Origin of the sequence: Robertkochia aurantiaca (assembly GCF_020166495.1) — a bacterium.
Taxonomy (GTDB): Bacteria; Bacteroidota; Bacteroidia; order Flavobacteriales; family Flavobacteriaceae; genus Robertkochia; species Robertkochia aurantiaca.
The window spans coordinates 384,271-400,436 of record NZ_JAINZS010000005.1; the positions used below are offsets into that span (position 1 = coordinate 384,271).

The 16,166-nt window shown below is 45.8% G+C and carries 16 protein-coding genes; 5 read left to right on the forward strand and 11 right to left on the reverse strand.

Annotated elements, in window-relative coordinates:
* Position 1: 1 nt before the first annotated feature.
* Positions 2–487: an acyl-CoA carboxylase biotin carboxyl carrier protein subunit gene (locus K7R10_RS10345; RefSeq protein ID WP_224484636.1), complete on the reverse strand. Its 486-nt coding sequence runs from the start codon at positions 485–487 to the stop codon at positions 2–4.
* Positions 488–682: 195 nt separating this feature from the next.
* On the opposite strand from K7R10_RS10345, the gene K7R10_RS10350 reads away from it, so the two are divergent.
* The 4 genes from K7R10_RS10350 to K7R10_RS10365 all read left to right on the forward strand — a co-directional run bounded on the left by K7R10_RS10350 (position 683) and on the right by K7R10_RS10365 (position 3,513).
* Complete coding sequence (locus K7R10_RS10350; RefSeq protein WP_224484637.1) at positions 683–1,759, forward strand: alkene reductase; 1,077 nt, start codon at positions 683–685, stop codon at positions 1,757–1,759.
* A gap of 96 nt (positions 1,760–1,855) precedes the next feature.
* Positions 1,856–2,821, forward strand: coding sequence for a hypothetical protein (locus K7R10_RS10355; protein ID WP_224484638.1), 966 nt, complete (start codon positions 1,856–1,858; stop codon positions 2,819–2,821).
* Positions 2,822–2,921: 100 nt separating this feature from the next.
* Positions 2,922–3,095 (forward strand): hypothetical protein, encoded by a 174-nt coding sequence (locus tag K7R10_RS10360; RefSeq protein WP_224484639.1) that lies wholly within the window; start codon positions 2,922–2,924, stop codon positions 3,093–3,095.
* A gap of 235 nt (positions 3,096–3,330) precedes the next feature.
* Positions 3,331–3,513 (forward strand): hypothetical protein, encoded by a 183-nt coding sequence (locus tag K7R10_RS10365; protein WP_224484640.1) that lies wholly within the window; start codon positions 3,331–3,333, stop codon positions 3,511–3,513.
* 14 nt (positions 3,514–3,527) lie between these two features.
* Here the strand turns inward: K7R10_RS10365 and K7R10_RS10370 are convergent, their stop codons facing one another.
* From K7R10_RS10370 to K7R10_RS10385, 4 genes are all read right to left on the reverse strand, one after another.
* Positions 3,528–4,991, reverse strand: a complete 1,464-nt coding sequence (locus K7R10_RS10370) for an AAA family ATPase (protein ID WP_224484641.1) — start codon at positions 4,989–4,991, stop codon at positions 3,528–3,530.
* 18 nt (positions 4,992–5,009) lie between these two features.
* Positions 5,010–6,155 (reverse strand): vWA domain-containing protein, encoded by a 1,146-nt coding sequence (locus K7R10_RS10375; protein ID WP_224484642.1) that lies wholly within the window; start codon positions 6,153–6,155, stop codon positions 5,010–5,012.
* An 81-nt stretch (positions 6,156–6,236) separates the two neighbouring features.
* Entirely contained in the window at positions 6,237–7,631 is a 1,395-nt protein-coding gene (locus K7R10_RS10380; RefSeq protein WP_224484643.1) for a M20/M25/M40 family metallo-hydrolase, read from the reverse strand.
* Between the two features lie 65 nt (positions 7,632–7,696).
* On the reverse strand, positions 7,697–8,575 hold the full coding sequence (locus tag K7R10_RS10385; protein ID WP_224484644.1) for a PPK2 family polyphosphate kinase: 879 nt from the start codon (positions 8,573–8,575) through the stop codon (positions 7,697–7,699).
* 129 nt (positions 8,576–8,704) lie between these two features.
* On the opposite strand from K7R10_RS10385, the gene K7R10_RS10390 reads away from it, so the two are divergent.
* Complete coding sequence (locus K7R10_RS10390; RefSeq protein WP_224484645.1) at positions 8,705–9,565, forward strand: hypothetical protein; 861 nt, start codon at positions 8,705–8,707, stop codon at positions 9,563–9,565.
* Positions 9,566–9,621: 56 nt separating this feature from the next.
* Here the strand turns inward: K7R10_RS10390 and K7R10_RS10395 are convergent, their stop codons facing one another.
* The 6 genes from K7R10_RS10395 to dnaJ all read right to left on the reverse strand — a co-directional run bounded on the left by K7R10_RS10395 (position 9,622) and on the right by dnaJ (position 16,146).
* Positions 9,622–10,785 carry a sigma-54-dependent transcriptional regulator gene (locus tag K7R10_RS10395; RefSeq protein ID WP_224484646.1) on the reverse strand — a complete coding sequence of 388 codons (1,164 nt, stop codon included), beginning with the start codon at positions 10,783–10,785 and terminating at the stop codon, positions 9,622–9,624.
* Positions 10,786–11,682 carry a DUF6268 family outer membrane beta-barrel protein gene (locus tag K7R10_RS10400; RefSeq protein WP_224484647.1) on the reverse strand — a complete coding sequence of 299 codons (897 nt, stop codon included), beginning with the start codon at positions 11,680–11,682 and terminating at the stop codon, positions 10,786–10,788. It lies immediately after the preceding gene.
* Positions 11,679–12,530 (reverse strand): mechanosensitive ion channel family protein, encoded by an 852-nt coding sequence (locus tag K7R10_RS10405; RefSeq protein ID WP_224484648.1) that lies wholly within the window; start codon positions 12,528–12,530, stop codon positions 11,679–11,681. Before K7R10_RS10405 ends, K7R10_RS10400 begins: the two co-directional genes overlap by 4 nt.
* A 9-nt stretch (positions 12,531–12,539) precedes the next feature.
* Positions 12,540–13,880 carry an ABC transporter permease gene (locus K7R10_RS10410; protein ID WP_224484649.1) on the reverse strand — a complete coding sequence of 447 codons (1,341 nt, stop codon included), beginning with the start codon at positions 13,878–13,880 and terminating at the stop codon, positions 12,540–12,542.
* Positions 13,881–14,798, reverse strand: a complete 918-nt coding sequence (locus tag K7R10_RS10415) for an ABC transporter ATP-binding protein (RefSeq protein WP_224484817.1) — start codon at positions 14,796–14,798, stop codon at positions 13,881–13,883.
* A 232-nt stretch (positions 14,799–15,030) separates the two neighbouring features.
* The gene (dnaJ, locus tag K7R10_RS10420) at positions 15,031–16,146 is read right to left on the reverse strand and encodes a molecular chaperone DnaJ (protein ID WP_224484650.1); all 1,116 of its coding nucleotides are present in this window, start codon (positions 16,144–16,146) and stop codon (positions 15,031–15,033) included.
* Positions 16,147–16,166: the final 20 nt, after the last annotated feature.

Sequence of the window (16,166 nt, forward strand, 5' to 3'; positions counted from 1 at the left end):
GTTATTCAAATGTTATAAGAATGGAACCTTTATCAACAGATTTACCCTTTTTTCCGGTTACAGTTGCTATGGTTCCTGTACGAGGTGAAACAATAACGTTTTCCATTTTCATGGCTTCAAGAACGAGCAGAGGCTGATCTTCTTCAACCGAATCACCCGGTTTCACATACATTTCCAGCAACATACCCGGCATGGGAGCCTTGATCTCTGTTACCTCTGCTGCCTGAGAAAGAGAAAAGCCAAGCCCTTCGATCTGCAGGTCAAGGTCATTAAAAATAGAAACTTCGTAAGGATTGTTATTGATACTTACCGTATAGGTTTTACGGGGAAAATCAGATTTTTCCAATCGCGCGGTTACAGATCTGTGCTTCTCAAGAATGTGATAATCGTTCTCCCCGAGACGACTCAGATCGAGGTCGTCGATCTCCTTTTCGTCAAAGTCAAAGGAATGCTCATCGTTGACCCTGGTTCGGTATTTTTTCGGCATATCGTGATTTTTGACATAAAGATAATTATCTGCTGCCGTCCTGCCATGAAAACTGACTGGAAGATCATGGAAAATATTCTCTGAGAATTCTTTAAAATGCTGATTTGTCAAATAATCCCCATCAGATTTTAGGTTTTTGTATTTATTACCATATTTTTATAACAGACAGATAATCAACCAACTATAAGATATCGTATGAAGTTAACAGAGCGATTTCAGTTGGGGTTCCAGGTTCTGGAAAACAGGATGGTGATGGCTCCCATGACCCGTTCCAGGGCCCTGAATAATATTCCCAACGACTTGATGGCCGTTTATTACAGACAGCGAAACGGAGCCGGGCTGATCATTACCGAAGGTACCGCACCCTCTCCAAATGCCCTCGGCTACCCCCGCATACCGGGCATCTTCAATAAAGAGCAAACCAACGGCTGGAAAAGAATTACCGATGAAGTTCATAAGAGCCGCTGCAAGATCTTTGTTCAGCTCATGCATACGGGAAGGGTCGCACATCCCGATAACATGCCTGAAGGGGCAAGGGTTCTCGCTCCTTCATCGGTTCCGTTAAGTGGTACCATGTATACCGATGAGAATGGAGAGCAGCCCTACCCCACAGCCACTCCCATGACCATGAACGATATCGAACATACCATCAGAGAATACAGGGTCGCTTCCGCCAATGCCATGATTGCAGGATTTGACGGGGTTGAGATTCACGGTGCCAATGGTTACCTAGTTGATCAGTTCCTTAATCCCTGCACCAATAAACGGGATGACTCCTACGGAGGGAGCACGGAAAACCGCTGCAGGTTTGCCCTTGAAGTAGCTAAGGCTATAGGTGAAGAAATCGGATTTGATAAACTGGGGATCAGACTTTCTCCCTACGGGGTTTTTAATGATATGGAAAGCTTTGAAGATATAGAGAACACTTATGTTTACCTGGCGGAAGAGCTGGGAAGTCTGGGATTATGTTATATCCATATAGTCGATCATTCTTCGATGGGAGCTCCTGAAGTACCCTGGCGCATCAAATCGCTCATCAGAAATGCCTTTGGAAGACCTGTCATTGCCAGTGGCGGATTTGATAAGGAAAAAGCTGAGCGCTTTCTCGAAGAAGAAAAGGCAGAACTCATCTCCTTTGCGAGACCTTTCCTTGCCAATCCTGACCTGGTCTACCGATTCAAGGAAGGAATTGCCTTGAACGAACCGGATCCGGAAACCTTTTACACCCCGGGCAAAAAAGGATATACCGACTACCCCTTCGCAGACGACTGAAAAGAAAGCTACAAAAACATATGAGAACCACCTTTTCTGCTTCGCTGTATCATACCAATATCTTGAATATTAACGCAGTAGATAAAAAGTAAATAAATGAAAAACCATTTGCCGGTATGGCTCCTTCTTATTGCTTTTATAAGCTGTAAAGAAAATAAAAGTGATGCCAATTACAACGCTGAAGGGAAACCAAAGGATGCCGTGAGCTTTGATCACTACGGCTCCTATTTTACCGAGAGTAATGAAAAAAGAGAACAGGGATACGATTGGGTGAAGGTATCGCTGACTGAAAAGGAAGAGGGCACTGCCCACGTTCAGATTACTTCACGGGAAGATAAAAAAAGACCTACCTGCACTTATAATTCCGTTGCTGTGATCGTAAACGATTCCACGCTCAGGGTAGCAGACACCCTGGCTCCCTTTCTGCTGGAAGTGCACAAGAACGGAGAACTTACCCTGAAGACCGAAAACGAAGAGGAAAGCGATAAACTTATGTTTTATTGTTCAGGGGGAGGCAATCTCGCAGGCAAATATTACCGAATGGACGACACTGCAGCTTCTGACTTCAAGAAAACACTTGAATGGGAATACAGTCCGAATCCGGTTACCGCCATAATAAGAACAAACTCGGAGAATATGGTGGAGGTCGAATTTCCCGGCTTTGAAAACAAACAGCAAAACTATGTTGCGGAATTTCGTGGGGAGATCTCAGGTGCCGAGATCGGAGACCTTAATGGTGACAGCTGGCCCGAGATAGTTATCTACACTACAGACAGCGGAGAATTACCGGAAGGACGTGTTATCGGTTATTCTGTGTTAAATGGAAAATCAGCAACCATGATCAACTGGCCTCAGTTCAGCGAAGAAGAACGAAAGGAATATGGCTACGCAGGAGGTGATGAATTTGCTATTGTTGAAACGACTCTTGTCAGGCGATTTCCCCGATACAATCTTAATGGCTCTGAAAAAACACAGACGGGAGAGACCACACAGTTACAGTACAAACTGTCTCCAGGTGAGGCCATGCCTGTATTTACAATCGATAAGGTAATTAGCTATTAACAGGCAGTAACAACAATTTTTAAAAGGCCTCATTGAGTGTTAATTTTTTTGAATTTTGGTTAATATTTGTTAACTTTATGTTAATTAAACACTAACCAAGATGGAAACTGCAGGCACTTTTAATGAAGCAAGAGAGTGGTTCTCAGCACTGGCAACCATTCTTTTAACCGGTATCGTTCTATTTCTATTTTTACTGATCGCCGCAATGATCTATGATGTTCTGACAGAAGCTTTCGGAAACCTCGAGCTTACAGCGTATGTCAGCACTCCCTGATCCCGGGCGTTCAGGCTTTCGAACGATCGCCAGGGCATCTTTCTAAACCCTCCTGAAAAGGGGAAATATCCTCTTTATCAGCTCTTTATGTTTTCATATCTTGCTTTTGTTAGCATATCTCCCGGCCTTTAAAAACTCCAGGTCTTTTTCTCCCATCCCGATGATATTACAATGCGTTTACCTTTCAAGCGGTTAGAACCTGTCTGTAAAACAACAACCATTAACCATCGATATTATGAAAACTTCAGTAAAACAAAAGCAACTGTACCAATTGGCCATCGCTGTTTCTTACGTATTCTCAGCCTTTGTAGTCGGCACCGTACTGGCATACCTGTCGGTCTTCGTTTTGAACACCTTTAAAAATACGCTGTTTCAGGCGCCGGTAAGCAACATTGTTCTGATGGCGCAAAACATGTGAGTTCTGCTAAAAACCTACAACCTGCTTATATAGCTACCATAGAGATCTTTAAACTGATAACCTTCGGTAAACCTTTTCTTGCTGAGCTTTTTAAACTCGACCAGCCCCCACAACAGGAATTCTTTTAAGAAGTGACGATCCCGCTTATCGGCATCAGGCTGATACTCCTGTATCAACTTTTCCAGGGGTGCAATGGCATCTAATTTGGATTTATACGACTCGTCATCTGTTTCATCGAGTAGTTCAAACCCGCTTCCTTCAAAAAACCATCCTACCAATTCATCGTATGGAGAGGGTTCATCAGGTCTCTGTAACTTTTCAATCGCAGGGAAATAAGCAGAAAACAACGATTTCACAGCTTCCCCTATCAAGTGCTCCGCCACGAAGGCAGCTCCTTCCTGTTCTCCTTCATAAACGAGCTCCACCTTTCCTGTAATAGCCGGAATGACGCCCATAAAATCACTCAGACGCAAGGAAGTGGTCTCTGCTCCCGTTCTGAGAATTCTTCGCTCTGCAGTACTGAGCAGGTTTTCAAAGGCAGTAATACTCATACGAGCACTGATTCCACTCTTCTGATCGATGTATTCACTGTTTCTGGCCTCGAATCCGATCTGTTCGAGCAGGTCTCTGGCCAGGTCGGGAACATAGATATGATCTTTCTGTTCTTCAGTAACCCGTGCTTCCTGTTCCGTGATTTTTCGTGCCACGGCGATGTCTTCAGGATAATGCGTTAATATCTGGGACCCAATACGGTCTTTCAAAGGCGTTACTATACTGCCTCGATTGGTATAATCTTCCGGATTCGCAGTGAAAATAAACTGAATATCCAGCGGCAGTCTCAGTTTAAATCCACGAATCTGAATATCGCCTTCCTGCAGTATATTAAACAAGGCCACCTGTATGCGTGGCTGCAGATCGGGCAGCTCATTAATCACAAAAATGCTTCGATTGGCCCTGGGTATCATCCCAAAATGTATCACCCTGTCATCGGCGTAAGACAATTTCAGGTTCGCAGCCTTGATGGGATCCACATCGCCTATCAGGTCGGCTACCGTTACATCGGGTGTAGCCAGCTTTTCGTAAAAGCGTTCCTGTCGGTGCATCCAGTATATCGGGGTATCGTCTCCCTTCTCTTTGATCAGTTCGCGGGCATAGCGCGACAGTGGCTGCATGGGATCATCGTTCATTTCAGAGCCTTCGACAACCGGAACCCACTCATCAAGCAGATTAACCATAAGGCGTGCCAGCCTTGTTTTCGCCTGCCCACGTAACCCCAGAAGATTGATATTATGTCCTGATAAGATCGCTCTTTCCAGTTCGGGAATGACCGAATTGTCGTATCCGTGAATTCCTTCGAAAGGCGCCTCTGCGTTCCTGATGGAGCGAACGAGGTTCTGACGAAGTTCTTCCTTTATTGACCTGGGTGTATAGCCGGAACGCTTCAACGCCCCGAGTGTGGTTATTTCCTGATGTTTCATTTTAGCATTTTTTTTTAATCAACCTTTGATTCTTCTCTTTCGGTTATTTTCGTAATCTTCGAAGATCATTTCCCCCAGTCCTTTCAGACCGGTAAAGAATGCCTTTCCACGGTTCGCTTCGGTGAACTCTCTTACGAATCGCATCAGGTATGGATCCTGGGCGATCATAAAGGTGGTTATGGGAATATGAAGCTTCCTGGCCTGTCTGGCCATGGTATAACACTTATCAACTATATACGGATCAAGACCGGCGCTGTTCATATAATACTCTCCGTCAGGTTTCCTGATACAACTGGGCTTTCCGTCTGTGATCATAAAGATCTGTTTATTGGAATTCCTCTTACGCCTGAGCATATCCATGGCCAGCTGCAGACCGGCAACGGTATTGGTATGATACGGCCCGACCTTGAGATAAGGCAGGTCTTTAATGGCGATAGGCCAGGCATCGTTTCCAAATACCAGGATATCGAGTGAATCTTTCGGGTAGCGCGTCGTGATGAGTTCGGCCAGGGCCATGGCAACTTTCTTTGCCGGAGTGATACGATCTTCCCCATAGAGTATCATGGAGTGACTGATATCGATCATGAGTACCGTACTCATTTGGGCCTTTAGGTGCGTTTCTTCAACCACCAGGTCATCTTCGCGCAAGGAAAAACCATCCACTCCGTGATTGATATAGGCGTTTCGCATACTTTCTGTCATGGAAATCCGTTCAAGAGGATCTCCGAAACGGTACTCGCGGTAATCTCCTGTATGCTCATCGCCCCGGCCCGTATAGTTGGTACGGTGATTTCCTGCGGCACTTTTCTTCAGCTTTCCGAAAATCTGATCCAGGGCATGTTTACGAATCATCTGTTCGGTCTTGGCGGTGATCGAAATACGGCCACTTCCGTCGCCCTCACCATCACCCTCACCATCGGGATCGATCTCTTCCCTTATATACCCTTTTCGCTTCAGGTCTTCAATAAAATCTTCTATAGTGTAATCTTCGTCGGTCAGGCTGTATTCCTTATCAAGTTCACGCAACCAATCGATAGCCTCATCGAAATCTCCCGACGTATGGGTGATGAGTTCCTTGAAAATATCGAAAAGCTTTTCAAAGGGAGATTGATCGGGAGCCTGGTACCCGGTAAATACGAATCCTTTACTCTTTCTGTTCTTCATAGCCTTATAAAAATACTATTTTTTTGAGCAAACCCCAGAAACGGGAGGTCGCCATGGCTATAAAGTTTTGTTAATCCCTTTTTACCCCTTGATCTTCTGAAGGGAGGCCGTACCGTATTTATCGATCAGATAAACGAGAGAAGCCATGGTTGCCGCCCCTAACTCTAGTTCTCTTCGGTTCACATGTTCAAAGGTGTCATTTGCCGCATGATGGTGGTCGAAATATCGTTGGGTATCGGGACGCAGACCGGCCAGTACCACTCCTTCACCCTTAAGCGGACCGATATCGGCACCGCTGCCGCCTTGCTCGAAATAATGGATCAGGTAGGGTTCAAACAGCGACTTCCATGATTGTATACGTTCAAAATCGGCATCGCTGCAATCGAATGAGAATCCCCTGGGGGTAAAACCACCGGCATCGCTTTCAAGAGCGAAAATATGCTGCTCGCCTTTTTCTTTTGCCACCTCTGCATACTTGCGACCACCTCTGAGACCGTTCTCTTCGTTCATGAACAGTACGACCCTGATAGTGCGCTTAGGGCGATATCCTGTTTCTTTGAACAACCTCAGTACCTCCATGCTTTGCACGCATCCGGCGCCGTCGTCGTGCGCCCCATCGCCGAGATCCCAGGAGTCAAGGTGACCACCCACCGTAATGATCTGACCGGGAAACTCTGAACCGGTGATCTCTCCGATCACATTATAAGACTGTACATCGGGAAATACCTGGCATTTCTGATTGAAATAAAATTTGATCGAATCATCGAGGGCGAGCATACTGCTGAGAAGTTCTGCATCCTGTGTGCTGATCGCAGCCGCAGGAATTCGCTTTTCAGCGGGCAGATCGCCATAACTCATACTCCCTGTATGTGGAAGATCATCTATTCTCAGGTTCATCGAGCGCACGATCACGCCTGCGGCACCGTATTTGGCAGCTTCCGCAGCCCCTGAATATCGCTGGTCAACGCAGCCTCCATAGGCTTCAAAAGTATTGATCAGGTTCGCCTGCATGGGCCTGTTGTAAAAGACGATCTTTCCCTGAATAGCCTCACGGCCCAATTTTTCAAGCTCTTCGATACCTTTCACTTCGATCACTCCTGTTTTCAGTCCGCCGTCAGGGGTTGCCACCGAACCGCCCAGTGCGCAGATATTAACAGCGTTTACCGCTCCCGGCTTACTTTCTATATAGGCATACTCTTTCGGCCCCCTCGTCCATTTCGGTACCATCACCGGCTGCAGCCAGACACGATCAAGCCCCATATTCTTCAGTTCGCTCTCGGTGTACCGTACCGCACGCTCTGCATTGTACGAGCCTGAAAGCCTTCCTCCTATCTGATTAGACAGGTGGTCGAGCCATTCATAGCTCTGCCCTTCCAATAGAGAAGTATCATAGAAACTTTTGAGTTGTTCCTCATCAGAAACCTGGGCGATTATTGCCAGGGGAAATAAAAACAGTAAGGCTAAAAATGATTTCATAAGTAAGATTTGTTGGCTAAGTTGCTTAAATATCATGTCTAATTATGTTAAAAGATCACTAAATATCACTCTCCTTCAAGTTGTCTGATGTAATCATCAAGGTTTTTTCTGATCTCGGGTGAAAGTTCAGGCTCCTTTATATCTTTATACTTTTTCAGCTGGTCATACATGATATCGGCCACGATACATCTGGCTTCATCTTTACTGTCTGAAGGAATGACATACCAGGGTGCCTCATGAGTGGAGGTGCGATTGATGGCATCTTCAAAAAAATGCTGGTAGGCATCCCAGTGTTTGCGCTCTTCCAGATCTCCGGGTGAGAACTTCCAGTTCTTTTCCTTCTTTTCAATACGTCGTAAAAGTCGGTTTTTCTGTTCCTTCCTCGAGAGATGCAGGAAGAACTTAAAAATGATAAACCCGTTCTCTACCAAATGCTTTTCAAAGTTCCTGATCTGTTCAAATCGCCGGTGCCAGAAGGCACCATCTATATCGGCTACGGTATCGATACCGGGAAGCCTTTCATTAAGAATGAACTCGGGGTGCACTCTGGTTACGATCACATTTTCATAATGTGTTCTGTTGAAGACCGAAAATTTACCCCGTTCCGGTAACGCCAGCCAATGGCGCCACAGATAGTCATGCCGCAATTCCCTTTCAGAAGGTTTCTTAAAGCTGTGCACGACCACGCCACGGGAGTTAAAATCTTTAAACACCTCCCTGATGAGGCTGTCTTTGCCTGCTGTATCAATACCCTGCAGACATACCAAAACCCCGTATTTACCATGGGCATACAACACATCCTGAAACTCGCCTAATTTAACACGTGTTTCTTCCAGCCGGGACTTAAGCGTCTCTTCATCTGCCTCCAGCCCGGCCAGGGTTGGAAAAGAAGCCAGGTCGACACCTGACACTACTCTGTAATCTGAATCTTTGATTTTTTTCATTCGAATTCACCTTATGACAGTCGATCTAAACCACAGTAATATCGGGGGTCACCACATTTTTTTTTTGTTTACACAATTTAAGTTGTAATATTGCTTTACCCAAATTAATAAACCATAAGCTACCCTATTATGAAAATAAGTACCATTCTCTTATTGATTGGATGCCTATTTCAACAAGGCATATTCGCGAATTGTACCGCAGCCTATTCGTCGGCAACCTACGCCCTTTCACACACCAAGCGATCGATGGAGTCTGATAATTTCGACCATCAAAAATATTACGCCGGAAGAGCGATCGAGGCCTTTGAAAAGACCCGGGACCTGGTTACGGCTTGTGGCTGTGATGATGCCCTGGTGCCTATACAGGAAGGCCTGATCAATCTGAACAATGCCGTTGACCCGGCCGATTGGGATACCGGGAGATTTTACGTAAAAAAAGCACTGGCAGAAGCCCGGTCCCTGATCAATATCATGGACATCTGTACAACACAAGGCACTTCACAGGTAAGTTATGATACCGCCAGCAATACAACAGATATACCGGCTTCTGATCAGCCCGATTATCAGGTAAACAACTCATCTTCTGCGGGAAATGCGGGTGATAGTGATCTGATCGCAAAACAAAAGCAACTGGAGGCCGAACAGCAAAAGCTTTTGGCACAACAGCAGGAACTACAGAAAAAGATCGCTGAACAGAAGCGCAAAGCCGAACAGGCCAGAGTACAACGGGAGCTGGAGTTGGAAGAGCAGCGTAAGCTGCAGCAGTTAGCAGAGAGTCAGATTCGCGAATTACACCGTACCCTCAAAAATATGGCCATCACCCTGGGATGCGAAGAAGCAAGTCGTCATATCCCCGCTGCACCATCTCGAAGTCCGCAGGTTCTGGAGCAGGAAAACCTGAATCAGACCCGGGAATATTATATGAATAGTTTTATCGAAATTCAGCAGGCAGCAATAAAGTCGTTACAGAATTGTCACGCGGCGAAATAAAGATATCATCCCTTATAAAAGTTAAAAGCGGCCTTTGATCAAAGGCCGCTTTTTTATTATTTACTGGCAAAAAGCTTCACGTCATCTTCGGTCACTTCCTTATCGCTCAGAATGATCAGACGTTCCACTACATTGCGCAGCTCCCTGATATTCCCTGTCCAGTCGTATTGCTGTAAAAGACCTATCGCTTTATCTGAAAATTTCTTTTCGGCATTGCCTTGTTCCCCTGCTATCTTTTTTGCGAAATGATCGATGAGTAAAGGGATATCTTCACGCCTTTCATTTAAAGGGGGCACCTTAATGAGGATCACGGCAAGTCGGTGGTAAAGATCTTCCCTGAATTTTCCCTCTTCAATCTCTTTCTGAAGATCTTTGTTGGTTGCAGCGATCACTCTTACATCGATCTTAATGTCTTTATCGCTACCCACTCTTGATATCCGGTTCTCCTGCAGCGCCCTAAGCACTTTGGCCTGGGCAGAAAGGCTCATATCTCCTATCTCATCCAGAAAGATAGTGCCCTTATTGGCAGTCTCGAACTTACCGGCCCGGTCTTTTACGGCTGAAGTAAAAGCTCCTTTCACATGCCCGAAAAGCTCACTTTCTATCAATTCTGAAGGAATGGCTGCGCAATTAACCTCTACCATGGGGCCTTTTGACCGTTCGCTCTTTTGATGAATCCAGTGTGCCACCAGTTCTTTTCCTGTTCCATTCGGACCGGTGATCATCACCCGCGCATCGGTGGGGGCAACTTTCTCTATAATGTCCTTGATATTGGTAATAGCCTCGCTATCACCGATCATCTGGTAGTTCTTACTGACCTTTTTCTTAAGAATCTTATTTTCGGTAACCAGGCTTTTCCGGTCAAGCGCATTTCGCACCGTTCCCAGTAAGCGGTTAAGATCAGGTGGCTTCGAAATGTAATCGAATGCCCCCATACGCATAGTGTTCACAGCGGTATCGAGATCACCATGACCGGAGATCATCACAAACGGAATTTCAGGCTTGATCTTACGTGCTGCCTCCAGGACTTCAACACCATCCATCTTCGGCATTTTTATATCGCATAGCACCAGGTCATAGTCTTCCTCCCTGATCATATTGATCCCGTTCAAGCCGTCGCCGGCCTCACTCACTTCATAGTCCTTACTCTCTTCGGTTAAAATTTTTACGAGCACCCGCCTTATTGCGTCCTCATCTTCAATCACTAGAATTTTAGGCATTTAATATTTTAATTTTAGTCCTGTTCTTAAATATAATGTATTTGAATCATTGATGGTGAATACCCTGTTAAAGTTCTTATCCCTGAGTTCGATATCATTTATGAACGTATATCCGGTATAGAGGTAAAACAAAATATGTTCTGAAAAAAAGTGCTCATACCCCACGCCCGAAAGCACGGTGGTCATAGAGATATTGTGGGCGGTTCGGTCATCGACTGCAAAATTTTGCTGGATATTGGCAAAAAAACCATCGAGGGTAACAAAAGCCTGTAATACATTCTTCTGGTCGAGCTTATACTTGAGGTTGGTCTTAGGCACCCCCAGGGTATAAGCCCAGCGTTGCCCTACATCTTTATGAAAGTTCACATAAGGCAACGGAAAGGGTATTCCTGAATTGGTATTGTATTCTATACCGAGTACCAGCTGTCCGCTGCGGTCGAAATCTCCAATGGTATCTTTTCGCCGTAAAAAGTAGACCGAAGCGTTCAGCAGCCAGTCATCAGGTACGATACCGCCCTGAAAGTTTGAAGCCACCTGTGGAGCCAGCACCGCTCCGAATCGCCATCCGTTCTTCATCACAAAGGTATAGCCCACTGAGAACTGCACCCGTTGCAACCTGTCGAATTCACCGGTTTGAAAAGGATATGGGTCATTGAGCTCCATATTTACGTTGCTGTATTCAACCCCCGTTACGATATACTTATCACTCCCTACCTTTATGGGATAATTAAAAAGGGTTCGAAACCGTTTAAAGGAATTCTCTGAAGAAGACTGCGGAAAATAGGTGTACTCAACCCTGGCTATATCGGTTAACTGAGCCTGCACCGGCATTAAAAAACAGATGCCGGCCAGTAAAATAAACAGTATGCGTATATGATCGTACACCGGTATTTTCATGAGGTCTTATTAAAAAGATGCACATCGCGCTGAGGGAATGGTATGGTCACATTATTCTCTCTGAACTTCGCATCGATACTATATCGAATATCACTTTTAATTCGCGGATCGACAAAGCTGTCTCTGATAAAGAAATTCACCGAAAAGATAAGGGCAGAATCGCCAAAGTCTTCGAACATCACAAAAGGTTCAGGGTCACTCAATACGCCCGGGCTTTCAGAGGCAGCCTCCAGCAGCAACCGCGTCACCAGTTTGGTGTCGCTGCCATAGGCCACACCCACCCTGACCAATTCTCTTGTCGTTCGGTGATTTTGAGTATAATTAAAAACGCTGTCGGTTAAAAATTTATGATTGGGAATCACCAGTATTTTATCATCACGGGTTATGGCCCGGGTGGTTCGCAGTTTGATATCGGTCACCTTCCCCACCTTATTTTCGATCTCGATGATATCACCGATGTGTAACGACTGGTCCAGAATGATCATGATACCTGAGATAATATCCTGAAACAGGTATTGCAGGGCAAAACCCAAACCGACGAACAAGGCTGCAGAAGCCGTAAGCAGTACGGTAAGGTCAACTCCTGAAGTATTGAGCACGGTGATCACCACCAGCAGATATACCAGGTACTGTATAAACTTAAAAATACTTATGAACTTATTCTTGTCGGTGGCCGGAAGCTTGGCCGTTATCAGCTTGCGTATGAGGCGCAGCAAATAATAGGCCACCAAACAGCCGACCAGGATGGTCAGAATGGTGCCGATCTGAATACTCACATCATTCCCTTCGTATAAAGGGATGCTGAAGAACCTCCTGATATCTTCCAGTAGATCTTTAATTATCTTCATGTTTGGTAATTATTGATATTTAAGCCATTTATAGATCTCTTTGTAACTCGCCTTTTTACCGTACATCAAAATACCTACACGATAGATACGGGCCGCCAGCCATACCACCGCCAGAAAAGAAGCAGCAAGTATCAGAACAGAGGTGATCAATTGCCACCAGGGTACACCGTCTGGCCCGACTCCTGCCGGAAGACGCATAAGCATCACTATGGGAGAAGTGAGCGGAAAGAGAGAAAAGCCAACCGCTATGGGCCCGTGAGGGTTATCAAAGACCGAGAAGAACCCCACGTAAATGGCCAGCATCAAGGGCATAATAACCGGGAACATAAACTGCTGGGTGTCTGTCTCGTTATCTACCGCTGCGCCGATAGCTGCATAGATCGAACTATAGATCAGGTACCCAAGGGTAAAATACAGAATAAAGGAAACAAAGAGGGTGATCCAGGGAATCTTCATAAATTCTCTGAAATACAGGTTCACGGTTTCGGCAGAAGCTGTGGTGGCCTCGAGGGTTTCCATCGCTTCGCTGCTTACGGGTGTACCTGCCTGCAGCGCCTGCGGGTCAACCCCCATCATGGTGAATACCACCAAAAGCAATACCCCGGCCGAAAGTATCCAGATGATAAACTGGGTGATACCTGCCAGAGAGGTGCCGATGATCTTTCCCAGCATAAGCTGAAAGGGCTTCACCGACGAGATAATCACTTCGATGATACGGCTGGTCTTTTCTTCTATTACGCTTCGCATGACAAAAGCCCCGTATATAATAATGAACATCATGATCAGATATCCCAAGCCTCCACCGATGGCCGCCTTGATCTCATTCACCCCTTTCAGGCTTCTTTCTCCCGTAAAGCTGGAGGTGCTTATCTCATACGAAGAAGATATGTCATCGATGCTTTCGGGTTTTACCCCAAGGTTTCTAAGCTTCTCTTCCCGCACCTTATTTTCTATACGGGCTTCGAGAGGCCCCAATACACTGAAACTGGGAGAACCTTTTGAATAGAACCTGATCTGTTCTGCCACCTCATCGATACTGTTTCCCCCCGGTATATGCAACAGGCCGTAATAACCCAGGCCGGCTACTGAATCTTTCGCGCTTTCGACACCGATTCCTTCGAAATCCACAAACGACAGTTCAGGTGTGGTTATGAATTCGTTTGTGAAGAATTCACTTTCATCAAGAACGACAACGGTGCGTTTTTCATCATTGTTGATCTGGGTAAGAAATACGATAAGGGCGATCATTCCCACGATGAGCAAAGGGCTCAGGATGGTAAGCACGATAAAGGACTTATTGCGAACCTTCGCCAGGTATTCCCTTTTTATAATGAGCAGTAATTTCTCCATTTAATCTTCGTTGATGGTCTGTATAAAAATATCATTGGCCGTAGGAATCACCTCTACGAAATGAGTGATCAGGGCTCTTTTAGAGAGGTACTCCAGCAGATCATTTGCTGTGGCACCGTTATGCAATTGCACACGCACCTTCAGCTCATCACCAACCGACCTGAAAAAAGCATCACTGACCGTAAACCGTTCGTCAAGATCGGCCCGAAGCTTATCCTTATCTGCCAGTTCCAGCCCTATATCGAAGGTATTGCTCTTGTGTTTTCGTTTGATATCGATCAGTTTACCGTCAAGGATCTTTCGGGATTTATTGATCAGGGCTATATATTCGCATAGCTCTTCCACAGATTCCATCCGGTGGGTTGAAAAGATCACCGTGGCACCCTGTTTCTGAAGGTTGAGTATCTCATCTTTGATCAGATTGGCATTGATCGGGTCAAAACCGCTGAAGGGCTCATCAAAGATGAGCAGTTTCGGTTTATGGAGTACGGTAACGATGAACTGAATCTTCTGAGCCATTCCCTTTGAAAGCTCCTGTACTTTCCGGTGCCACCAATCTACGATTCCGAAGCGGTCGAACCAGTATTCCAGTTCCTTTTTGGCATCGCTTTTAGACAAGCCTTTCAGCCTGGCGAGATAGATGGCCTGCTCCCCTACCTTCATATTCTTGTAGAGTCCGCGTTCTTCAGGGAGGTAGCCGATCTGTGCGATATGTTTTCGTTCCAGCGGCTCTCCGTCGAAAAGCACCTTACCATGGTCGGGATAGGTGATCTGGTTGATAATACGTATCAGGGTGGTTTTCCCGGCACCGTTCGGACCGAGCAACCCAAAGATCGAATTTTTAGGGATTCGTATACTTACGTCATCAAGAGCCAGGTGCTGCCCATACTTCTTTGACACATGTTCTGCTACCAGCAGTTCCTCCATTCTGAATGTACTTTTCTCAAATATATTGATTTAGGAGGAAGGAATCAGGCAAGTAGGTATATAAAAATGATGGTTCCGGAAATTGGAACCCTGTAAAATAAAAACCCACCCTTAATAAGGAATCAAGGATGGGAAAAAATTGCTATGAAAAAGAAAAAATTAACACTAGCCAGATACTAGCGCTATACAAAGATATATATTTTTCGTTTAACTGTTTCTTAAATTAAGAAAACATGTCTTTTACCTTTTCAAAAAACGATTTGTCACTGTTCTCAGGTTTGGGGATGAAATTCTCATCGTCGAGCATGCGCTCAAAAAACTCCCGTTGTTCCTTGTTGAGGGTTTTCGGAGTCCATACGTTCACGTGAACCAGCAGGTCTCCGTTACCATAACCGTTTATGCTTGGAATACCCTTATTGCGCAATCTGAGAATTTTACCTGACTGCAGGCCTTCTTCCAGTTTGATACGCACTTTTCCGCTCACGGTATCGATCTCTTTGGAGGTTCCCAGCACGGCTTCTGCAACACTTACATACAGGTCATAGTGCAGGTTATCCCCTTCTCTTTTGAGGGTAGGGTGATCAAGCTCTTCGATGAGTACCAGCAGGTCACCTGCTATCCCGTCTCCGGGCGCCTCATTACCTTTTCCGGTAACTTTCAACTGCATACCGTCTACAACTCCAGCCGGAATTTTAATCGAAACCGTCTCTTCCTGAACTTTAAGACCTTGCGCGTCAGCATCAGCGGGACGTTTATCGATCATCTGCCCGGTACCCCCACAGGTTGTACAAGCCGTAGCTGTTTGCATGCGACCCAGGATGGTATTGGTCACCCGTGTCACCTGCCCGGTTCCGTTACAGGTACCGCAGGTCTTATAGGTCACCCCTTCTGCCTGCACCTTCCTTCGCACCTTCACCTTTTTCTCGACTCCGTTGGCGACCTCTTCCAGGTTCAGTCTGACCCGTATGCGAAGGTTTCCGCCTTTTACACGGGCTCTTCCGCCGCCAAAGCCACCAAAACCTCCGAAACCACCTCCGAAAGCACTTCCGAAGATATCACCGAACTGACTGAATATATCATCCATATTCATACCTCCGGCTCCGGGGCCTCCTGCTCCATCGAAGGCGGCATGACCGAACTGGTCATAACGCGACCTTTTGTCAGGATTGCTCAACACTTCATAGGCCTCAGCAGATTTCTTGAACATTTCTTCAGCCTCTTTGTCACCCGGGTTCTTGTCAGGGTGGTACTTTATGGCCATTTTTCGATATGCCTTTTTGATCTCTGCGGTAGAGGCTCCTTTATCAACTCCCAGTATTTCGTAATAGTCTTGCTTCATTAAATAGTATAATTTAAGGC